Here is a 21,800-nt window from a genome sequence, read left to right as displayed (position 1 = left end):
GAATGGCCTATTTGCTCAATGTGTTCGGCTGAGATCGGAAATCAACCGGCTTAGGCGCGAACGGAATCTCGTTAATTCCGAAAATTATGTATAATTCCAATATAAACTGGAATCGAACGAAAATAATGGAAATGAACGAAGCGCTAATCTACTTACAAGAAGCACTAGGCCTCTCCGCCAAGGCCAGAACTTGGCCTGGATCCGCACGCTTGCCGCTGTATCTGCGGGCGATTGAGGTCCGCGCTGTTGACGCAAACGGTTTTTCGTTTTTGCTTGCAAGTTTGCCTACTGGCGTCGGGCTTCCCGAGGCTAAGAGGGTCTATAGTCAGCTAGCCTTGCGTGCGGAGACTCCTGTTGTCGTTTCGTTTCCTGATGCCGATGCACGTCAGCGCAAAGCATTGGTCGCACAAGGGATTCCGTTTGTTTGCCCCGGCAGACAGGCTTTTCTTCCATTTATGGGCACGGCCTGTACGGAGAGGGGCAGTGTCCGGTTTCGCAATCACGCGACCAAGATGTCACCCAACGCGCAGGCTGCCGCAATCTGGGGAGCAGCCCAGGAGCCATATCGTCCCTATGACCTTTGTCGTGCGCTTGGGATCTCGGCAAGCCGCGCGAGTGAGGCCATAACCGAGCTTGTTGACAGGGGGCTCGCGAGACGCGAGCGTCGCGAGCGACGTGTCTTCGTGTTCCCTGCTGCCGTTGATCTTCTGCTCAGCGAGCACATGGCAGAGCTCTCCTCGCCTGTCTCGAATGTCTTTTTTGCAAGGAAGACGCAGCAGATCGACTATCTTGTTGACGCCGGGGAGACGGCGCTCGCTGCGCGTTCGATGCTCGCTGCGCCGGGCATGGAACAAAAGGCCGTCTTAAGAAGTGCATGGCGTCAACTGAGCGACCTCGAAGTCGCAGACGGGGAGTTGCCGGATAACGAAACGGCGATAATCCAAGTGTGGCGCTATGCGCCCGTGTTTGCCGGCTCCTCCCGTGTCGACGACATTTCGCTTGCGCTATCTTTGGCGGCAATCGACGATGAGCGAATTCAGCTCGAAGTCGATCGCATGTTTGGAAAGGAATATCCATGGCAAGAAGCGCTGTAGAAGGTCTCCAAGAATTTCAGCAGCATATGCAAGAAGCTGCAGGATCGTATGCCCTTATCGGCGGCACGGCATGCGACATTTTGCTCGCGGAGGCGGGGCTTTCGTTCAGGGCGACTCACGATTTTGATGTGGTAATTGTCGCCGATGACCGGTTGCCTCAGACGGCGGAAGCCATATGGACTTTGGTGCGTGATGGCGGCTACCGCTGCGGCTGGGGTGAAGGTAAAGGCTCATGTTTTTATCGGTTTACAGAGCCTAAGAGGCCGGGTTACCCCCATATGATCGAACTCTTCGCGAAGTGCCCCGACTTTCTAAAGGGTCGTGAGGGGATTGATGTGGTGCCAATTCACGTTGATGAAAACATAAGCAGTCTGTCGGCAATTTTGTTGGACGATGCTTACTACAGCTTGTTCCTTCAGGGAATTCGGACCGTAGGCGGCGTTTCGGTTCTGGGTACGGAATACATTGTCCCATTCAAAGCGAAGGCGTATCTCGACCTAAAAGCTAGAAGGGAAGCGGGGGAGAACGTTGATTCGAGGAAGGTAAAAAAGCATAAACGCGATGCGCTGAGGCTTGCTCAGCTGCTTGGCGAGTCGGAAGGTGTCGACCTGGGCGGAGAACTGAAGGACGATATGCTTGCGTTTGTCAAAGATTGTGAGGTAGGCGACGTCAATCTGAAACAGATCGGGGTTGCGGGCGTAACGATGGTGCAGTTGCTCGAGACGATGAAAGCAACATATGGCTTGATTGGTTGAGTGGGGTTACGTGGCCCGGACGGTGCAGTCTAGCTGCGTTGTCCGGCGTACGAGCTCGCTAATCGGCTATTATTTGTTCAGACAACTTGAGTTGTAGAGGAGTGACCGGCGATGGTGCAGGGCGCCAAACATATGAAGAGCAGTAACGCCGCGGACAACGGCGGCTCAAGCCCTCAGCCCAAACCTCAACCAAAGCCTAAGCGCCGTCGCAAGCGACTGCCGCGTTGGGCCGACCGGCTCATCACCATCGTTATCATCCTTATTGGCGTGGGCCTTATGACCTGGCCGTGGATCTTGGACCGGCTCGAGGCCTCGGGCGTGTTCAACCAGATCAGCACCGTGTCTAGCACCGTGGATGCGCTCTCGGAGGAGGAGCGCGAGCGCATCTTGCTCCAGGCGCGCTCTTATAACGAGCAACTTGCCGGCGAGGCCACCGAGCTTCCCGCCGACCAGATTGAGCCCTACGCCCAGCAGCTCATCTTTGACCGCGACCCCATGATGAGCTGGGTCGAGATTCCCTCCATTGACGTGAGCATGCCTATCTACCACGGCACGAGCGAGGAGGTCCTTATGGCGGGCGTCGGCCACCTAGAGGGCACGAGCCTGCCGGTGGGCGGCACCTCGACGCATTGCGTGCTCACCGCGCACTCGGGCATGCGCAACCTGAGCATGTTCGACGACATCCATTCGTTGGAGCCGGGCGACCTGGTGCTGCTGCACACCATGAACAAGACGCTCGCCTATAAGATGGTGGACTCCGAGGTCGTGCTGCCCGAGGAGATGGAGTCGCTGACCATCGAGCCGGGCGCCGACAAGGTGACGCTCGTCACCTGCACACCCTACGGCGTGAACGACCATCGCCTGCTGGTGCATTGCGTGCGCACCAAGTACAACAAGAAGGACGTCGACAAGCAAAAGTCGCTGGCCGGCCGCCACTGGGGCAAGCGCGAGTTTGCCGTGCTCATTGTGGTCGTGGCCATTGTGCTGTTGCTGCTGGACATCGTGATTCACGCGGTCCGCAAGCGCCGCAAGGCCAAGGCCTCGGCATAAGACATTCTTCAGAACCACCACAATGGGGACAGGCACCTTTGTGGTGGTCGGGACTTCCAAACCATCACAACATTCGATGAAAATCGCGATTTTGACGAAAAACATCGAATGTTGTGATGCTTTTCGTTGTGGGCGAGACGGTTTTCGCTATGGACGGTGCGGTTTCGCTGCAGAACCGCCAGCCCGCCGCCTGCCAGTCCGCCGTCCTCGTTACGTTTTCGCTGCATTTGGGTAAAGCGCCTGCTCCAAGCCGGCGTTGCCTTGTATACTAGAGCGGTTTAACTGTTATGCGGAAGGGAGCGCCTATGGCACTCAGCGAGAAAGACGTGCGCGGCATCGCCGAGTACGCAAAGATCGCACTGACCGATGACGAGCTCACCCAGATGACGTCCTACATGAACGACGCCGTCCAGATGCTCGAGCCCGTCCTGCAATATGACTTGCCCGACGTGGAGCCCACGTTCCATCCCATCGGAAGCCTGTCCAACGTGATGGGCGACGACCTGCGCGAGCCCGAGCGCGACCTGCCGCTCGACGTTGCGCTCGAAAACGCCGGCAGCGCGCGCGACCGCTACTTCCGCGTGCCGTCCATTTTGGGAGAGGGGGAGAGCGAGTAATGGCGCAGAGCTTCGATTCCCTTACCGCCGCCCAGATCGCCGCGGGCGTTGCCGCCGGCGACTTTACCGCTACCGAGGTGGCCCAGGCCTCTCTCGCCGCCATTGAGGCGCGCGAGGGCGGGGTCCAGGCATTCCTGCAGGTGTCGCCCGAGCTTGCGCTCGAGGCCGCCGCGCGCGTGGATGCCGACCGTGCCGCAGGCAAGCCGCTGCCCCCGCTCGCGGGCGTGCCGCTGGCCATCAAGGACAACATGAACCTCGTGGGCACGCGCACCACCTGCGCTTCCCGCATGCTCGAGAACTACCAGAGCGTCTACACCGCCACCTGCGTCCAGCGCATGCTCGACGCCGGCTGCCTGCCCATGGGTAAGGCCAACATGGACGAGTTTGCCTTTGGCAGCTCCACCGAGAGCTCGGCGTTCCACCGCACCAACAACCCCTGGGATACCGAGCGCGTGCCCGGCGGCTCTTCGGGCGGCTCCGCTGCAGCCGTCGCCGCGGGCGAGGTCGCGCTCTCGCTGGGCTCGGACACCGGTGGCTCCATTCGCCAGCCGGCGTCGCTGTGCGGCGTGGTGGGCTTTAAGCCCACGTATGGCGCAGTGAGCCGTTACGGCGTGGTTGCCTTTGGCTCGTCGCTCGACCAGGTGGGCCCCTTTGGCCGCACGGTCGAGGACGTCGCGCTGGCTATGAACGCGCTTACCGGCGCGGGCCACGATCCGTACGACTGCACCAGCCAGGATTGCGCCGTCGACTTTACCGAGCATCTCAACGACAGCATCGAGGGCAAACGCGTGGGCGTCATCCCCGCGTTTATGGAGGCTGAGGGCCTGACGCCCGAGGTCAAGGCCGCTGTTCAGCGCGCCGCCCAGGAGCTGCAGAACCAGGGCGCCGAGCTGGTCGAGGTCGACCTGCCGCACCTGGACGCCGCCATCGCCGCCTACTACGTCATCGGCCCGGCCGAGGCGTTCTCCAACTTGGCCCGCTTCGACGGCATTCGCTACGGCTATCAGGAGGAGGGCTGCGCCAACCTGTCCGACCAGAGCTCGCTTTCGCGCGCCCACGGCTTTGGCGCCGAGGCCAAGCGCCGTCAGATGCTCGGCGCCTACCTGCTGAGCTCGGGCGTGTACGACAAGTATTACTACGCCGCGCAGAAGGCCCGCACGCTCATCACGCAGGACTACGACGCCGCGTATGCCAAGGTGGATACCATCCTCATGCCCGCCTCGCCGCGCACGGCCTTTAAGTTTGGCGAGATCAGCGACCCCACACAGATGTACCTTTCGGACCTGTACACCATCTCGCTCAACATTTGCGGCAACGGTGGTATCTCGGTGCCGCTGGGCCTGGGCGAGGACAGCAAACTGCCCGTATCTGCTCAGCTGGTGGGGCCTGCCTTTAAGGACCGTCAGCTGCTCACGTTTGCCCGCGCCCTGGAGCGCGGCTTTGCCGATGCCGCCACGGGTGCGCCCGCGCTTTCTGTCGCGCCCGATTTTGCCGGGAAGGGAGGCGAGCTGTAATGAAGGAGCTTTCCGAGGTCCTGCAGGATTGGGAGGCCGTGATCGGCCTGGAGATCCATACCGAGCTCACCGCACTCGATACCAAGATGTTCTGCAACTGCAAGCTCAGCCACGATGACGAGCCCAACGCCAACGTGTGCCCGGTGTGCCTGGGCCTGCCCGGCGCCCTGCCGGTGCCCAACAAGCGCGCCATCGAGAGCATCGTCAAGGCCGGCCTCGCCACCAACTGCGAGATTCAGCGCCACTCGATGTTCTACCGCAAGCACTACTTCTATCCCGATATGGCCAAGAACTTCCAGACTACGCAGGGTCCGGTCGCTTTTGCCATGTACGGTCACCTGGACCTGGACGTGACCGGTCGCGGTGCCGCCGAGCGCCCCGACTGCGCGTTTGGCGAGGCCGAGGCCCAGAGCCTGGCGAGCGCCTCGGCCAACGCCGAGGGCCTGTCCACGTCCATGACGTCGACCATGCGCGAGGGCAATCAGCGCGCCGGTCATCTGGCCAGCTATGATGCGTCCAACCTGCAGATGCCCGAGCGCCGCGAGGACGGTTCTTACACGGTGCCCATTCGCATCCTGCGCATCCACATGGAGGAGGACGCCGCCAAGATGGTCCACGTGGGCGGTGCCGAGGGCCGCATTACCGCCGCTGCCGAGTCGCTCGTCGACTACAACCGCTGCGGCACGCCGCTCATTGAGCTTGTCACCGAGCCCGATCTGCGCACGCCCGAGGAAGCGCGCCTGTTTATGGAAAAGCTCCGTCGCATCTTTGTGACGCTGGGCATTTCGGATTGCTCCATGGAGAAGGGCTCCATGCGCTGCGACGGCAACGTGTCGCTGCGCCGCCGCGGCGAGACCAAGCTGGGTACCAAGACCGAGCTCAAGAACCTCAACTCGTTTAAGAGCCTGCACGACGGCCTTGCCTACGAGATCTGCCGCCAGGCCGAAGTGCTCGAGGAGGGCGGCATCATCTACCAGGAGACCCGCCACTGGGAGCCCAGCCGCAAGCGCACCGTGGTCATGCGCGTCAAGGAGACGGCTGACGACTACCGCCTGTTCCCCGATCCCGACCTGGCGCCGTTCGATCTGGACGACGAATTCATCGACCGCTGCCGTGGTGAGATTCCCGAGCTGCCCGATGCCAAGCGCGCCCGCTTTGAGGCCGACTTTGGCATTAAGGCGGCCGATGCCGAGCAGATCGCCGGCGACCCGGAGTTTGCCGATTTCTTTGAGGCGGCCGCTGCCGGTATGGCTGGCAAGGAAGCCCAGACGGTTGCAAACTTGCTGGTCAACGAGATGATCGCCTACCTTAAGGGTGCGGGCGTCTCGCTGGCCGAGTCCGGTATTGCACCGGCTCAGGTGGCAGCCCTCGCCAAGCTGCTGGCGACCGATGCCATCAGCTCCAACCAGGCACACGAGGTCTTTGAGGCCATGGCCCAGACCGGCGACGACCCCAACAAGATTGTCGACGAGCGCGGTATGCGTCAGGTGAGCGATGCCGGCGCGTTGCAGCCGATCGTGGACGAGGTGTTGGCAAACTGTGCCGAGCAGGCACAGCAGTATCGTGACGGCAACCAGAAGGTCATCGGCTTTTTGGTGGGTCAGTGCATGAAGGCAAGCCGCGGCAAGGGCAACCCGAAGCTCTTCAACGAGTTGCTGAGAACGTCGCTCTCGTAAGCGGGAACCCGGGAGCCCCGGCAGGGCGGGTGCTTCCTCAAAATTTCAAACAGTCCTGCGCAAGACGAAGGCCACATTAAGTGGCCTTCTTTGCGTGCGGAACTCATTTTGAGCAAGCACCCGCCCTGCCGGGGCTCCCGGGTCCTGCAACGACTCGGCCGTTCGGGTCAGGCGGGGCTGAATGGAATTTGGTGAATGAGGGTGCCGTTGGCGCCTTCATTCTTTATATATGTTGGGAGCGCCAAGCGGTGGGGGTGGTGCCGGTGTGTTGCTTGAAGGCTTGGGCGAAGGCGGCCTGCTGAGGGTAGCCGAGACGCTCTGCCACCTGCGCTATCGTGAGCGCGCTATCGGCCAAAAGGTCCTGTGCTCGCTCCATACGGCGTCTGCGGATGTAGGCGCCCAGGGACTCGCCAGTTTGGGCCTTAAAGGTGGCGCATAGCTTGGAGCGGCTTGTGTAGAGCCTCTCGGCCACCTCGTTGATACCCACATGTTTGCCCTTGTCGAGCGAGTGTTCTACAAGGCTCGTCGCCTCCTCGGCAATGGTCACGCTGGCGCGTGTGTCTGCCGCCCGCCGCGCCTGCTTGTGGGCCGCGCGCGAACAGGCGAGCTCCGCGACCATGGTCTCCACGATGCCTTGCATATAGACGTGTCCGCCTACGGTGCGGGCGCGGTCCTCGTTAATCCGGCGCAGCGTGTGGCAGATGGCAGACGTCGCCTCCTCGTGCCACGACTCGGCAAACGCCTCAAAGACTCCCGCGAACTCAGTGGGATACCGATGCTCCAGCTCGTCAAAATACCCGGGCAAAAAGAGCACCGAGCGCGAGTGATAAAGCTGCCCTGCAAACAGCGGACTTAGTTCCTCGCCGCAGATATCTTGGATAAAGCTGCACACCGCGCTGTTCGGCCACGGTCCATGCAAGGGTTTAAGGTTCGCAGGCGTTATGCCAGCCTCGGGCATGCATATAAGTGTGGGCGCGCTGACCTCGCTCACGCAGGCGTACGGTTCGGGTGTGTATTCGGCCAGGTACATATCGTGCATCGGGGTAATGAAATGCTCCATAACGATGCAGGCGGGGGAGAGAGGCATGATCCATGCGCGTCCGTGCGCCCGATCGTTTGCCACCTCGCCGGTAAAGACGGCGCCCTTGCCGGTAAGCTCCAGGCCAAACTGCTCAAACTGCGGTGCGTAGAGCTCGGTTATGTCGGTCGCTGCCCGCCGTATTTGCAAAAGCGTCCCTTTCCTTTGCAGAAACGTCCACGCCTAGCTCGATTGTGAGCCATGGCTAACACATCAATGATAAGTTCATTACGGTTAACTCTCAAGCCGTTAGAAAGGAATCTCATGGCAAAGGGATCAAAAAAGGAAGGCGGCGGTATCGGCGAGCTGCTTGCATATGCCGGCGACCGTAAATTCCTAACATATTTGGGCATGGCCCTCTCGGCGCTCTCGCAGCTGCTGAGCTTTGGCCCGTACGTGTGCATTTGGCTTGTCGCGCGCGATCTGATCGCCGTGGCACCTAACTGGAGCGAAGCCTGCGATATCGCGATGTATGGTTGGTGGGCCGTCGGTTTTGCCCTGGTGAGCATCGTGATTTATTTCGTGGGGCTCATGTGCACACACCTATCCGCGTTTCGTTGCGCGTCCAATATCCGCAAGGCTACGAGCGAGCATCTGCTTAAGCTGCCGCTCGGCTACTTTGACACGCACGCCACCGGTGAGCTGCGCCGTATCGTAGACGGATGCGCCGCCTCAACCGAGACACTGCTCGCGCACATGCTGCCCGATATCGCCGGCGCCACCGCCATGGTCGCAGGTCTGCTCGTGCTGCTTTTCGCCCTCGATTGGCGCTTGGGCGCGGCATGCCTTATCTCGGTCGTCGTTTCGCTTGGCGCCATGGCCGCCATGATGGGCGGCAAGGGCGGCGAGTTTATGAAGGCCTACATGGGCGCGCTGGTCAAGATGAACAAGACCGGCACCGAATACGTACGCGGTATCCCCGTGGTCAAGGTATTCCAGCAGACGGTCTACTCCTTTAAGGCCTTCCACGATGCGATCGCCGAATACGCCGACATGGCGCAAAGCTATGCGGGCACGTTCTGCCGAGGTCCACAGGTGCTCAACCTTACCGCGCTCAATGGTCTTGTGGCATTCCTTTTGCCCGTGGCGTTGCTGTTGGTGCCGGGCGAGACGGACTTTGCACGCTTTATGACCAACTTCACGTTTTACGCGATCTTTTCGGCCGTGGTGCCGACGGCCATGACCAAGCTTATGTTTGTGGGCGAGGCGTCTCAGATGAGTGCCGATTCGCTGGCGCGTATCCGAAGCGTTATGGATTCCAAGCAGCTCTCCGTGCCTGCCCAGCCCAAGCATCCTGTTGGTAGCGATGTGCGCTTTGAGGACGTGAGCTTTACCTACGAGGGTGCCGAAGCGCCTGCCGTCGATCATGTGAGCTTTAGCGTTCCCGCAGGTAGCACCCTTGCGTTGGTTGGTCCCTCGGGCGGCGGTAAGTCAACCTGCGCAAGCCTGATCCCGCGTTTTTGGGATGTTTCCGCGGGTCGCGTGCTCGTAGGCGGCGTAGACGTTCGCGACATGGATCCCCACGAGCTTATGGACCAGGTTGCCTTCGTGTTTCAGACCAACCAGCTGTTCCGACAAACACTTGCCGACAACGTGCGCGCCTCCAAGCCCACGGCCACTGACGACGAAGTGCGCGCGGCCCTCTCCGCGGCCCAGTGCGACGATATCGTGGCCAAGCTTCCACAGGGCATCAATACCATGCTCGGCCCCGGCGGAGCATATCTTTCGGGCGGCGAGGTCCAGCGCGTGGCACTCGCCCGCGCGATCCTTAAAGACGCGCCTATCGTGGTGCTCGATGAGGCCACGGCGTTTGCCGACCCCGAGAACGAGGCGCTCATCCAGCGCGCCTTTAGCAAGCTGGCGGCGGGTCGCACGGTCATTATGATCGCGCACCGGCTTTCGACCGTGGTGGGGGCCGACAAGATCGTGGTGCTCAACCAAGGTAGCGTGCAGGAGGCCGGCACCCATGCCGAGCTGCTGTCCCAAAAGGGTCTATACGCCAAGATGTGGGCTGAATACGAACAGGCCGCGAGCTGGAAAATCACTGCAGCGACCGCGGATGCCGCCGTCACGAAGGGAGGCGAGGCCTAAATGTTCGCCTCATTCCAAAAGAAGTATTTCCTATCCGATAAAGGCGTCGCCGGCGTAAAACGCGGCATTTTCTGGACCACGCTCACCAATCTCATTACCATGGCCGGCATGGGCTTATTGTTCCTGGTCATGGCCGGTTTTGTCGAGCATCTTGCCAGCGGGGCCGATCTGCCGGGCGCACTGCCCATTGTGGGTGGTCTTGTTATCTTTTTTGCGCTGCTCTTTGCCTCTAATTGGCAGCAGTACTATTACACGTACTGCATCTTTTACGAGGAGTGCGGCAAACAGCGCATGGAGATCGCCGAGCGCTTGCGCAAACTGCCGCTGTCGTTTTTTGGTCGTCGTGATCTGGCCGATTTGACCGAGACCATCATGGGCGACGTTCAGACCATGGAGCATGCTTACAGTCATGTGCTGGGAGAGCTCTGGGGCGCCATCATCGCAAGCGCCATCGTGTTCATATCATCGCTGTTCTTTTGCTGGCAGCTGGCGATAGCGGCGTTCTGGAGCGTGCCCGTGGCCTTTGCCGTGCTGTATCTAACGCGCGGCCCCATGGCCCCGGTGTTCGACCGCGTGCGTGCCGAGAAGGTCAAGGTCACCGAGGCGATCCAGGAGACACTCGACTGTGTGCGCGAGATTCGCGCTACCAACCAGGAGGCCCATTATCTCGAGGGACTCAATGCCGTCATCGACGCCGAGGAGCGCGAGACCACCACAGGCGAGCTCGCTAGCGGGCTTTTGGTCAATTCCGCTTTTGCCATCCTGCGCCTGGGGATTGCCACTACGTTGGTCACGGGCGCCGCGATGGTCGCCTCCGGCCAGGTCGACTTTTTGGTGATGTTTGCCTTCCTGCTTATGGTGAGCCGCATCTATGCGCCCTTTGATCAGGCGCTGATGCTGATGACCGAGCTGTTTGCCGCCGAGTCGTCGGCCAAGCGCATGCGCTCCATCATGGAGGAACCCATAGCGCGGGGCAGCGAGAAGTTTGAGCCCGTGGGCCATGACGTGGTGTTCGATCACGTGGCATTTAGCTATGGTGCGGGCGAGGACGGCCGTGCCGGCGAGAAGGTCTTGACCGACGTGAGCTTTACCGCCAAGGAGGGCGAGGTCACGGCGCTGGTCGGTCCTTCGGGCTCCGGTAAGTCCACGGTGAGCCGCCTGGCCGCGCGCTTTTGGGACGCCACCGAAGGCACGGTCACCGTGGGTGGCGTGGATGTTGCGAACGTGGACCCCGAGGTGCTGCTGCGCGACTACGCCATTGTGTTCCAAGATGTGCTGCTCTTTGACGATACGGTGATGGGAAACATTCGTCTTGGCCGTCGCGATGCCACCGATGAGGAAGTGCTTGCCGCCGCGCGTGCCGCCAACTGCGACGAGTTCGTAAGCCGCATGCCGCAGGGATATGACACTATGATTGGCGAGAACGGCTCCAAGCTCTCCGGTGGTGAGCGCCAGCGTATCTCCATCGCCCGTGCGCTGCTCAAAGACGCGCCGATCGTGTTGCTGGACGAAGCGACGGCGAGCTTGGATGTGGAGAACGAGACCGTGGTGCAGCAGGCGCTCTCCCGCCTGCTTGCAGGCAAGACGGTTATCGTGATTGCCCACCGTATGCGCACGGTGGAAAATGCCGACAAGATCGTTGTGCTCAAGGATGGCGTGGTAGCCGAGCAGGGCGCTCCGGCGCAACTCAAGGCGGCAGGTGGAGAATTCGCCCGCATGGTGGCGCTGCAAAAGGAAGCAGCTACCTGGCAGTTGTAAGAAGGGGCAAAGGGACAGTCCCTTTGTCACATTGACAATCGGTTACTCCGCATCGTTAATTTTCAAAAGGTTAGCCATGGCTGACCTAGATAGTTAGATAAAATTGAGATATTTCAAAAGCGTGCTCGAGCAAACTTGTTTACTCGGGTGCTGAGGCACCATGCCGCGTCCAATGCGGCAAAAGGGAGAAGCAACATGAAGAAGTCGACGTTTAACACCCTGCTTGTCGGTGGCGGTTTTCTGCTCGGTACGGCCGGCATCAAGCTGCTCACCAGCGCTCCGGTAAAGAATGCCTGCGTGCAGGGTATCGCGTGCGGCATGCGTATCAAGAACGGCTACCAGGACATGGTCGAGCAGGCCAAGGCTAATGTCGACGACATGGTTGCCGAGGCGGCCTACATCACCCAGAGCGAGGCCACCGCGGACAACGCAGCCGAGTAGCGCTCCCAGGCACAAACTATGAGATTCTCGATTATCAGCGAGATCCCCGGCAGGACCCGCCTTCAGTTGGCGGGTCCTGTGCCAGAGAGCGATCTCGATGCGCTTCTAAAGCTCAGCGGCGAAATCGACGGTGTGCGCAAGGTGTGCGTCTACGGCCGCATCGGCCAGATGGCGCTCGAATACGACGAGCCACGTCGCGATGCCGTGCTGGCCGCCGTCGGTGCGCTCGACGCTCAGGCCATTGCCGACGCAAAGACGGGTTACGTGATGCAGCTTGAGCCGCGCAAGCACAAACTCGTTATGGACCTGGCGACACTCGTCGGTGCCCATTACGCACGTCGCTGGTTTTTGCCCACGCCACTGCGTGCGGTGTTTGTCGTGGCCGGTTACATGGCATTTTTGCGCGCCGCCCTCCGTGAGCTCGCGCAGCCGCGCCTGACCGTTCCCGTGCTCGACGCTTCGGCCATCGGTATCTCGTTTGTCAAACGTGACGTCGACACCGCGGGCCAGACGATGTTCCTGCTCAACGTGGGCGAGCTGCTCGAGGACTACACCCGCGCCATGAGCGAAAACGAGCTCATCAACTCGCTGCTCGATGTGCCCGACAAGGCGCAAAAAGTGGTTGGTGACACCGAGGTAAGCGTTGCCGCCACCGAGCTTGAGCCCGGCGATCTGGTCGCCGTGCGCACTGGCATGTCCATCTGCATCGACGGTGTTGTCGAGCAGGGGAGCGCTATGGTCAACCAGGCGACCCTGACCGGCGAGCCGCTGGCCGTCGAGCGCAGCGTGGGCGACGACGTGTTCGCCGGTACCGTCGTGGAAGACGGCAGCATCTTGGTGCGCGTGCGCGCCAACACGGCGCAGACCAAGCTGCGCTCGATCGTCTCGCTCGTGCAGACGGCCGACTCGCTCAAGTCCGAGGGCCAGTCGCACATGGAAGACCTCGCCAACAAGATCGTTCCGTGGAACTTCCTGCTTGCGGGTCTGGTCGCGCTTACCACGCGCAGCCTTATCAAGACCTCGGCGGCACTGATGGTCGACTACTCGTGCGCACTCAAACTCACGGGTTCCGTTGCCGTCATGACTGCCATGAGCGATGCTGCCAAGATGGGCGTCATGGTCAAGGGCGCCAAGTACTTTGAGTCGTTTGCCAAGGCCGACACCATTGTGTTTGATAAGACCGGCACGCTCACCGAGGCACAGCCGCGTCTTGCCTGCGTGCTCACCACCGATGGCTGGAGTGAGGACGAGGTCCTGCGCCTTTCTGCCTGCCTGGAGGAGCATTTCCCGCATCCGGTGGCGCGCGCCGTGGTTAACGCTGCCCGTGAGCGCGGGCTCGAGCACCGCGAGCGCCATGCCGCCGTCGAGTACATCGTGGCGCACGGCATCGCTTCGTCCATCGAGGGGCGTCGCGCCATCATCGGTTCCGCGCACTTTGTATTTGAGGACGAGAGCGCGCAGCTCGATTCCGACATTAAGGAGCGCATAGGGTCCCAGATGCAGGGCCTGTCGCCGCTGTATCTGGCGGTCGATGGCAAGGTCGTCGGCGTGCTCGGCATCGAGGATCCGCTCAAGGCCGGGGTCCGTGAGGCCATCGCCGACCTGCATGCGCTGGGCGTCAAGCATGTCGTTATGCTCACGGGCGACTCCGAGCGCACGGCCGAGCGCATTGCGCGAGAGGCGGGCGTCGACGAGTTTAAGGCCGAGCTGCTGCCCGAGGACAAGTACGCGTATGTGGAGCGGATTAAGCGCGAGGGGCACCACGTTGCCATGGTGGGCGACGGCGTCAACGATTCGCCGGCGCTGGGCCTGGCCGATGTGGGTCTGGCCATGGGCGGCGGAAGCGACATCGCCAAGGAGGTCGCCGATATCATCCTGACCGATACGGATCTTGCCGCGATCGTGCGCCTGCGCCGCATGAGTCAGGGGCTTATCGACCGTCTGACGAGTTCGTATTCCAAGGTGATGCTCACCAACTCGGCGCTGTTGGCGCTGGGCATTACCGGCATGATCACTCCGCAGACGTCGTCACTGCTGCACAACGGCTCGACAATCGCCTATAGCTTGGGCAACTCAAAAGCGTACCTGCGTTAGCAGACGTGTTTGCCCACGTTATCTGGCCTGCGCCCAGACGGCATCGGTGTCGTCCGGGCGCAGGCCTTTTGCGTTTGAACATTTGCTAGCTTCTCTATATAGTGTTGCTAGCAAGGCTAGCAATTGAAGGGAGCGAGATCGACATGGGTGCTGTTAGCGGCATGGCGCAGGTGAACGTTCGCGTGGATCGCCAGGTCAAGGACCATGCGGAGGAAGCGTTGCGGCTTTCGGGCGGGTCACTGCCCGAGCTCATCAAAAAGGTGGTGGCCAAGGTCGCGCAGGGTGGCGGGCAGTGCGAGGAAGTGCTTGCGGCCGTCGACGACCGGCGGCAGACCGTCGCGCACGATACTCCGTTCGCCGCATCATGGGCGGCGGCGGATCAGCTTTACGCGGACCTGGGCATCGCTACGTCGCCCGTATCCGACAATCGCGATTGGGACACAATCTATTCCGAAGCCATGGACGAGCGCTATCGCCAAAAGGGGATGATCCTGTGAGCGGGGCTCCCCTCAAAATAATGGTGGATGCCAACGTATGGGTTGATTCGTTTTGCGTCGACCATGCCGAGTCGCTTGCCGCGCGTGCGTTTATTGGGCAGGCGACGGAGGCGGGGGCATTGCTGTTCTTTCCGGTGCATATCGCCAAGGACGTACTGTATGTTGTACAGCACGAACTGAAGCGCAGCGTTCTTGCCAGCGGGGGAGCGCTCGGCGAGGCTTCTGCCCGCGCGATTGGCGATGCGGCGCTGGCGTTTGTTCGGAACATGACCGAAAACGCCACGGCCGTGGGTGCAGATGCGTCGGACCTTTGGCTGGCCGACAAATACTTAGCGCTCCATCGCGATTACGAGGACAACTTGGTACTCGCCGCATGCAAACGCGCCCAGGTCGATTACTTGGTGACCAACGATCGAAAACTGCTCGAACATGCCGATCTTGCAGCAAAGACACCTCGTCAAATGATGCCGATTCTTGCCTTGGCCGAATGCGGCGGCGCGGCAATCGGTTGACGCGAACTGTTTGCGGGCCTCTTGGACGACGATGCGCCAAGGGGCCCGCGTCTGCTATTTACAAAAGCTCGGCCTTGATGGCGGGACTTTCTGCGAGCTGCTCGGCTGCCTTTTCGTCGGAGCTGTCGAGTGCTGCCAGACTGCGGTAGACCCACTCGTTGACCTGGGTGTTCTTGACGCCTGCGGTCTGCATAAGGGCGCCTACCTCGCGGATTGCTGCGAACAGATCGGCCTTGGGACCCGCGAGCTCGACCTCGATACCGTGGTAGGCGGCCACGCCGCGGTTCTCACTCACGTGGTCGATAAAGCCCTCGACGGTCTCAAGCTGCTGGGCGAGAGCTGCATCATCGTCAACGTCCAGCGCGACGAGTGCGTTCGATACCGTGAGGGCGGGATGTCCGCAGGGGACAAAACCCTCGATGACATCCATAGCTTCGGTAATGGTTGAGCCCAGGCCTGCGAGGGCATCGACGAGTTGCTGCTTGGTATCCATAACGGTCCTTTCGACGGGTCAATTTTGCTTGGCGAAAATATACGTGACGCGATCGGTAACAAAAGTGCGAAGTGCGGCGCACATTGGGGTCTTCACAGCTCGTGCATAGAACAGCTGTCCGCTTTCAGAACGTGGTAAGATAACACTCCACAAGCGGGGCTCGCCCCGCATGTTCCTTGAAAAGTCGACGGGCGTTGGGTGCTCGTACCCAATGCCATCCAGACTTTCCCGACATTCGGGGGCGACTGGTTTCGACACGATAGCTCTGAGAGAGGAAGCAAGCCGAGGTCTCCTCGCCTCGTTAAACAGGGGTACCGTCAAATTGAATTGACAACAACTCTTCTTTTGAGCCTATGGCTCTCGCTGCTTAGTTTATAGCGGCGCGTCAACCCGGTGATTTCCCCGACACCGGCGCGACGTCATCTTAGGGGAATGCTCCTGCGCACGTAATCGGTATGGCGTGGGCTAAGACCGAACCGGTTAGGACGTCACGAGCGTGTCGCTGCGCGCAAAGCGTCCGAGACTAAACCAGCGACTGAGCTTGGAGATGCCAATCAGGGGGCTTTCGTGGACCGGAGTTCGATTCTCCGCGCCTCCACCAATAGTTACAGGCAGGTAGATATTCGTATCTACCTGCCTTTTCATTTCTAGCCCGTACCGCGGAGAATCGAACTCTGTGCAGGGCGCGAGCGTAAAGAAAACGCGTAAGCGTTTTTGGCCCGCGGGCGAGGACGCCGGCAGGCGGCCGAAGCCGGTGCGTGTTCGCGAAGCAAACACGCGGATTCTCCGCGCAAAGCCCCAACCCAAAACAGATGTGCTGCCGATGGTATTTCAGCTAGCCATGCCCAGCACCAACGGATTCCCCCACCCGCGGAGAATCGAACTCTATGCAGGGCGCGGGCGTAAAGAAAACGCCTCAGTGACGCAGAGTGGGACGCGCTTTCCCAATGGCAGCCCAGGCGGAAAGCCCATCCCGGAATCCGCGCTCAGAACGGGTCGCGCTTTCCCAACGGCGGTCCAAGCGGAAAGCGCATCCCGTAATCCCGCCTCAAACTGGGACGCACTTTCCGCTGCACCTGCCGCCTCGAAAAACCTGCGCGCCCTCCATTCCAAAACTGGGTAGAAGAAAGCCAAAACGCAATCGCAGGAGGTCAATATGACTGCAGAAGATAAGGCAAAGAACGCCGGCAAGGTCGCGCTCGTCTTGGAGGGTGGCAGTTTTCGTGGGCAGTTTACCGCCGGCGTGCTCGACGTTCTCATGGAGGCCGGCGTCGAGATTCCGGCGGTATATGGCGTATCGGCCGGCGCCCTCAACGGCGTGAACTACAAGTCGCACCAGATCGGCCGTGCCAACCGCATCAACCTGGCTTTCTGCAACGACAACCGCTTCATGGGCGCCGCATCGTTTGCGTCCACGGGCTCCATTGTGGGTTACGACTTTATCTTCAACGATGTCCAGGACCGCCTGGATCCCTTTGACAACGAGACCTTCGACGCGAGCCCCATTGAGATGTACGCCGTCGCGACGGACATGCTCTTTGGAACCGCCACGTACCTCCCGGTCAAAAGCGCCGTGCTCGATCTCGACGCCGTGCGCGCCTCGACCTCGCTGCCGCTGGTGACGCCGCCGGTCGAGATTGACGGGCACAAATACGTCGACGGCGGCGTGGCCGATTCGGTTCCTATCGAGCATGTGCTCGAGGAGGCCGGCTTCGAGCGCGCGGTTGTTATTGTCACGCAGGACCGCTCGTACGAGAAAAAGCCCTACGAGTTTATGCCTGCCGCGCGCGCCCGCTATGCCGACTACCCCTACCTGCTCGAGGCTATCGAGACGCGCCACGACCGTTACAACATACAGCGCATGCACCTGTGGAAGTATGAGCGCGAGGGCCGTGCGTTGGTCGTCGCTCCGCAAAAGCCGGTCGAGGTCGGCCATGTCGAGCACGATCCGGCAAAGCTTTTGGACCTGTATATCCAGGGCCGTCAGGAGGCAAAGCGCCTGCTCGCGGAAATCCAAGAGTTCGTTGAGCGCTAGCGACGGCGAACCCTCAAAAAATGACAACAGCTAAAGAGTTGGAAAAATCACGGCTCGTGGATGACATGTGCAGAAACTCTGGTCGGAGCCAAAATACCTGTTGACTCGTACGGCGAGCGGGGTAATATGGACGGGTTACTTGCAGAGCCCCGTGAATCTCTGTAACAACACGTACTGTACATGGAGGAGTCTAAGTGATTTCGAAATCGACTCACTACGCCAAGCAGGGCGAGGTCCAGCGCAACTGGGTTCTCGTCGACGCCGATGGTGCTGTCCTGGGCCGTCTTGCCACCCAGATCGCAATGATCCTGCGCGGTAAGAACAAGCCCCAGTTCACGCCCAACAGCGACTGCGGCGACTTCGTTGTCGTCATCAACGCCGATAAGGTCCAGCTTACCGGTAACAAGGCCGACACGAAGACCTATTATCGCCACAGCGGCTACAACGGCGGCCTCAAGGCTGAGAGCTTCCGCCAGGCTATGGAGAAGCACCCGGAGAAGGTCATCGAGCGCGCCGTTCGCGGTATGCTGCCCAAGACCACCCTCGGCCGTGCCCAGATGACCAAGCTTAAGGTCTACGCTGGTGCCGAGCATCCGCATGCTGCCCAGAACCCCACGAAGATTGAGCTGGAGGCTTAAAGATGGCTGAGAACACCGTTGTCTACCAGGGTACCGGCCGTCGTAAGAACGCCGTCGCCCGCGTCCGTCTCGTCCCCGGCACCGGCAAGGTGACCATCAACAAGCGTGACGCCGAGCAGTATTTCGGCCGTCATCAGCTCGTTGAGAACGCCCTTGCTCCCTTCAAGGTGACCGACACCGCCGGTCAGTTCGACGTTATCGCTCTGTGCGATGGCGGCGGCATCTCCGGTCAGTCCGGCGCTCTGCGTCTGGGCATCGCTCGCGCTCTTCTGAACGCTGGCGACTACCGTGCTGACCTCAAGAAGGCCGGTTTCCTTACGCGCGATGCTCGCGTGGTCGAGCGCAAGAAGTACGGCCTCAAGAAGGCCCGCCGCGCTCCCCAGTTCTCCAAGCGCTAAGGTTTTATCTCCTTTCGAGATACAATGTACAAGCGGGGCCTGCCGATTCCTCGGCGGGTCCCGCTTTTCTTTTTCGACTAGGGTGGGCGGTTGTATATCGCCTGCTAGGGAAGGAGCGATCCTATGCCCCAGAACATCTTCGGTACCGACGGCGTCCGTGGCGTCGCCAATGCCGACCTCTCGTGCGACCTCGCGTTTCGCCTGGGCCGCGCGGCGACCAAGTTCCTTGGCCCGGACATCTGCATCGGCCGCGACACGCGTCTTTCGGGTACCATGCTCGAGAGTGCTCTGACCGCTGGCATTATGGCAGAGGGCGGCCGTCCGCATTGCTGCGGCGTTATCCCTACGCCGGCCGTGGCGCTGCTCACCGTCCAAAACGAGCTCGACGGCGGCATCGTCATCTCCGCTTCGCATAATCCGCCGGAGTTCAACGGCATCAAGTTCTTTAGCCGCAAGGGCATGAAGCTTCCCGATGCTGTCGAGGAAGAGATCAGCGCCTGGGTCATGTCCGAGGAGGCCATGGCTGCCGACACGCTGCCGACCGGCGCCGGTGTGGGTCACATCATCAAGATGAAAGACGCCCGCAAGGCCTATGTCGATCATGCCATCAGCACGCTCGACGGCCTTAAGCTCGATGGCCTGGTTGTTGCCGTCGACTGCGGTCACGGTGCTTCCTGCCAGACTACGCCCGCCGCGCTGCAGCGCCTGGGTGCCACGGTCCATGCCATCAACACCGATTACTGCGGCACCGACATCAATGTCGAGTGCGGCTCTACGCACCTCGAGCCTCTGCGCGAGCTCGTGCTGCGCACCCATGCTGACATCGGTCTGGCCCACGACGGCGACGCCGACCGCGTACTGTTCGTGGACAGTGAGGGCAACGAGATCGACGGCGACTACATCCTGGCTATCTGCGGCTCCGATCTGGCCGCTCGCGGCAAGCTCGCCAACTCCGAGATCGTCTCGACCGTCATGTGCAACCTGGGCTTCTCCATCGCTATGAAGGAGCAGGGCTTCGAGATGGTTCAGACCGCCGTGGGCGACCGCTACGTTCTGGAGCGTATGCTCGCGGATGGCGCCGTCATCGGCGGCGAGCAGTCCGGCCACATCATCTTCCTGGAGCACAACACCACCGGCGACGGTCTGGTGACGGCACTGCAGCTATTGGCCGTGCTCAAGCGCACCGGTCGTACCCTCACCGATCTTGCCGGCATCATGAAGAAGTACCCGCAGGTACTCGTCAACGTGCATTCCGACAACAAGGCTGGTCTGGACGATTGCCAGCCTATCTGGGATGCCGTCGCTGCCGCCGAGAAGGAGCTCAATGGTCGCGGCCGCATTCTGGTGCGTCCGAGCGGTACCGAGCCGCTGGTCCGCGTTATGGCCGAGGCCGAGACGCACGAGCTGACCCAGCGCGTTGTCGACGACATCGTCGAGGTTGTCAAGCGCGAACTTCCCTAATGGTCAAAAACGAGTGCCAAGTGGTAAACTGTTAAGGCTATTTTGGTCGATTGGTATGTCCGAGGGGGAGCATGTTCACTAAAGTCCTAAGGTCTTTTGGTATGCGTGGTCGAGTCCTTACGCTGGATGCTCCCATCTCGGGCGACGTCATTTCGTTGTCCGAGGTCAATGACCAGACATTTGCCACCGGCCTGTTGGGCCAGGGCGTGGCGATTCAGCCTACGGGTACGCGCGTGATTGCGCCAGCAGACGCCAAGGTCGAGGCTATTTTTCCCACGGGACACGCCGTTGCGCTTAACACGGTCGATGGCTTGGACGTGCTCATCCACGTTGGCTTGGACACTGTTCAGCTCGAGGGCAAGCACTTTACCGTACATGCGCAAGTGGGTGACATCGTCCACAAGGGCGATGTACTCATTGAGTTCGATCGTGAGGCAATTGCTGCCGAGGGCTATGATGTGACGGTTCCCATCTTGGTGTGCAACTCCGTTGAGTTCTCGAGTATCAAGGGCTCCGTTGGTGCGCATGTCGAAGAGATGGACCAGCTCATCGTTGCTCGCGAGCGCTAGCAAGTGCACGTGGCCATTAGCCTACAATTCAAACACGTTTACGGAGGGCGCCCTTGAAAGAGGACGCCCTCCGTGGCAAGATGGGATTTGTCCGAAGCTAAAAGGCTTCGGGTCACCGTGGACGGGCAGGGGCCTCGACGCGGCTAGACACGAGACACATACATTACGCGACCTCGCCCTGGTGGCCGCACACGTTGGTTGCGGCCGACGCGGGCCGCGGGCAAGTGCTTGTAAGGGGAGCCTTGCCTCTCTTGTACGAGAAAGGACGCGTAATGAAGATCATTAAAGCTAAAGACTACGAGGATATGAGCCGCAAGGCCGCCAATATCATCTCGGCGCAGGTTATCCTCAAGCCCGATTGCGTGCTGGGTCTTGCCACCGGCTCCACCCCGATCGGTGCCTACAAGCAGCTCGCTGCTTGGTACGAGAAGGGCGACGTCGACTTTGCCGAGGTCAGCACCTACAACCTGGACGAGTATCGCGGCCTTTCGCACGACGATCCCCAGAGCTATCACTACTTCATGCGTGAGAACTTCTTCGATCACATCAACATCGACCTGAACAACACGCATGTGCCCGACGGTTCCAACCCCGACGCCGCCGCTGCCTGCTCTGAGTACGACAAGATCGTCGCCGCCGCCGGTTACCCGGATCTGCAGCTGCTCGGCATTGGCAACAACGGCCACATCGGTTTCAACGAGCCCGATGACCACTTTTCCAAGGGCACGCACTGCGTCGACCTCACCGAGAGCACCATTCAGGCCAACAGCCGCCTGTTCGACAGCATCGACGATGTTCCCCGTCAGGCCTACACCATGGGTACCCAGACCATCATGTATGCCCGCATGATCCTAGTCGTCGCCAACGGCGAGGCCAAGGCTCAGGCCGTGCATGACATGTGCTATGGTCCGGTTACGCCCGCGTGCCCGGCTTCGATCCTGCAGCTGCACACCAACTGCGTTGTCGTTGCCGACGAGGCCGCCCTTTCGCTCTGCGAGTAGCGCGAATCCTGCATCTCGACATAGCCTT

20 protein-coding genes and 1 other RNA gene are annotated in these 21,800 nt (G+C 60.7%); 19 read left to right on the top strand and 2 right to left on the bottom strand.

The window, feature by feature from the left end:
* The first annotated feature begins 125 nt into the window (after window positions 1-125).
* The 6 genes from DW180_RS08770 to gatB all read left to right on the top strand — a co-directional run bounded on the left by DW180_RS08770 (window position 126) and on the right by gatB (window position 6,706).
* Window positions 126-1,094 (top strand): MarR family transcriptional regulator, encoded by a 969-nt coding sequence (locus DW180_RS08770; protein ID WP_118238416.1) that lies wholly within the window; start codon window positions 126-128, stop codon window positions 1,092-1,094.
* Entirely contained in the window at window positions 1,076-1,849 is a 774-nt protein-coding gene (locus tag DW180_RS08765) for a hypothetical protein (protein ID WP_118238415.1), read from the top strand. Before DW180_RS08770 ends, DW180_RS08765 begins: the two co-directional genes overlap by 19 nt.
* 132 nt (window positions 1,850-1,981) lie before the next feature.
* Window positions 1,982-2,899: a class C sortase gene (locus DW180_RS08760; RefSeq protein ID WP_158570975.1), complete on the top strand. Its 918-nt coding sequence runs from the start codon at window positions 1,982-1,984 to the stop codon at window positions 2,897-2,899.
* Between the two features lie 305 nt (window positions 2,900-3,204).
* Entirely contained in the window at window positions 3,205-3,516 is a 312-nt protein-coding gene (gene gatC, locus DW180_RS08755; protein WP_055250987.1) for an Asp-tRNA(Asn)/Glu-tRNA(Gln) amidotransferase subunit GatC, read from the top strand.
* Window positions 3,516-5,030 carry an Asp-tRNA(Asn)/Glu-tRNA(Gln) amidotransferase subunit GatA gene (gene gatA, locus DW180_RS08750; protein ID WP_118238413.1) on the top strand — a complete coding sequence of 505 codons (1,515 nt, stop codon included), beginning with the start codon at window positions 3,516-3,518 and terminating at the stop codon, window positions 5,028-5,030. Before gatC ends, gatA begins: the two co-directional genes overlap by 1 nt.
* The gene (gene gatB, locus DW180_RS08745) at window positions 5,030-6,706 is read left to right on the top strand and encodes an Asp-tRNA(Asn)/Glu-tRNA(Gln) amidotransferase subunit GatB (RefSeq protein ID WP_118238412.1); all 1,677 of its coding nucleotides are present in this window, start codon (window positions 5,030-5,032) and stop codon (window positions 6,704-6,706) included. The genes gatA and gatB overlap by 1 nt, the downstream gene beginning before the upstream one ends.
* 223 nt (window positions 6,707-6,929) lie before the next feature.
* Here gatB and DW180_RS08740 read toward each other — a convergent pair whose 3' ends face one another.
* On the bottom strand, window positions 6,930-7,934 hold the full coding sequence (locus DW180_RS08740; protein WP_118238411.1) for a helix-turn-helix transcriptional regulator: 1,005 nt from the start codon (window positions 7,932-7,934) through the stop codon (window positions 6,930-6,932).
* A gap of 114 nt (window positions 7,935-8,048) precedes the next feature.
* Between DW180_RS08740 and DW180_RS08735 the strand changes: the two genes are divergently transcribed.
* The 6 genes from DW180_RS08735 to DW180_RS08715 all read left to right on the top strand — a co-directional run bounded on the left by DW180_RS08735 (window position 8,049) and on the right by DW180_RS08715 (window position 15,177).
* Complete coding sequence (locus DW180_RS08735; RefSeq protein ID WP_199569963.1) at window positions 8,049-9,875, top strand: ABC transporter ATP-binding protein; 1,827 nt, start codon at window positions 8,049-8,051, stop codon at window positions 9,873-9,875.
* A complete protein-coding gene (locus DW180_RS08730; protein WP_118238410.1) occupies window positions 9,876-11,633 on the top strand; it encodes an ABC transporter ATP-binding protein in 1,758 nt (585 codons plus the stop codon).
* Between the two features lie 195 nt (window positions 11,634-11,828).
* The gene (locus DW180_RS08725; protein ID WP_118238409.1) at window positions 11,829-12,074 is read left to right on the top strand and encodes a DUF6110 family protein; all 246 of its coding nucleotides are present in this window, start codon (window positions 11,829-11,831) and stop codon (window positions 12,072-12,074) included.
* A gap of 78 nt (window positions 12,075-12,152) precedes the next feature.
* Entirely contained in the window at window positions 12,153-14,168 is a 2,016-nt protein-coding gene (locus tag DW180_RS08720; protein WP_233545237.1) for a heavy metal translocating P-type ATPase, read from the top strand.
* 143 nt (window positions 14,169-14,311) lie between these two features.
* Complete coding sequence (locus DW180_RS10295; RefSeq protein ID WP_158559646.1) at window positions 14,312-14,665, top strand: hypothetical protein; 354 nt, start codon at window positions 14,312-14,314, stop codon at window positions 14,663-14,665.
* Window positions 14,662-15,177 (top strand): PIN domain-containing protein, encoded by a 516-nt coding sequence (locus DW180_RS08715; RefSeq protein ID WP_158559645.1) that lies wholly within the window; start codon window positions 14,662-14,664, stop codon window positions 15,175-15,177. The genes DW180_RS10295 and DW180_RS08715 overlap by 4 nt, the downstream gene beginning before the upstream one ends.
* 58 nt (window positions 15,178-15,235) lie before the next feature.
* On the opposite strand, the gene DW180_RS08710 is transcribed toward DW180_RS08715, so the two are convergent.
* Entirely contained in the window at window positions 15,236-15,670 is a 435-nt protein-coding gene (locus DW180_RS08710) for a hypothetical protein (RefSeq protein ID WP_117805967.1), read from the bottom strand.
* A gap of 237 nt (window positions 15,671-15,907) precedes the next feature.
* Between DW180_RS08710 and ssrA the strand changes: the two genes are divergently transcribed.
* From ssrA to nagB, 7 genes are all read left to right on the top strand, one after another.
* Window positions 15,908-16,271, top strand: a transfer-messenger RNA (tmRNA) gene (ssrA, locus tag DW180_RS08705).
* Between the two features lie 555 nt (window positions 16,272-16,826).
* Window positions 16,827-17,705, top strand: coding sequence for a patatin family protein (locus DW180_RS08700; RefSeq protein ID WP_117805966.1), 879 nt, complete (start codon window positions 16,827-16,829; stop codon window positions 17,703-17,705).
* A 194-nt stretch (window positions 17,706-17,899) separates the two neighbouring features.
* Window positions 17,900-18,343: a 50S ribosomal protein L13 gene (gene rplM / locus DW180_RS08695; protein WP_022094635.1), complete on the top strand. Its 444-nt coding sequence runs from the start codon at window positions 17,900-17,902 to the stop codon at window positions 18,341-18,343.
* A 2-nt stretch (window positions 18,344-18,345) separates the two neighbouring features.
* The gene (gene rpsI, locus DW180_RS08690; protein WP_022094634.1) at window positions 18,346-18,741 is read left to right on the top strand and encodes a 30S ribosomal protein S9; all 396 of its coding nucleotides are present in this window, start codon (window positions 18,346-18,348) and stop codon (window positions 18,739-18,741) included.
* Between the two features lie 123 nt (window positions 18,742-18,864).
* Window positions 18,865-20,202 carry a phosphoglucosamine mutase gene (gene glmM, locus DW180_RS08685; protein WP_117805965.1) on the top strand — a complete coding sequence of 446 codons (1,338 nt, stop codon included), beginning with the start codon at window positions 18,865-18,867 and terminating at the stop codon, window positions 20,200-20,202.
* A 71-nt stretch (window positions 20,203-20,273) separates the two neighbouring features.
* Complete coding sequence (locus DW180_RS08680; protein ID WP_117805964.1) at window positions 20,274-20,771, top strand: PTS glucose transporter subunit IIA; 498 nt, start codon at window positions 20,274-20,276, stop codon at window positions 20,769-20,771.
* Between the two features lie 272 nt (window positions 20,772-21,043).
* A complete protein-coding gene (gene nagB, locus DW180_RS08675) occupies window positions 21,044-21,772 on the top strand; it encodes a glucosamine-6-phosphate deaminase (protein ID WP_055251013.1) in 729 nt (242 codons plus the stop codon).
* Window positions 21,773-21,800 lie beyond the last annotated feature (28 nt).

The organism is Collinsella sp. AM16-21 (assembly GCF_003471905.1).
GTDB lineage: Bacteria > Actinomycetota > Coriobacteriia > Coriobacteriales > Coriobacteriaceae > Collinsella.
The sequence above is the reverse complement of the archived record's forward strand: the minus strand, read 5'-3'. Positions and strand labels throughout refer to the sequence as shown.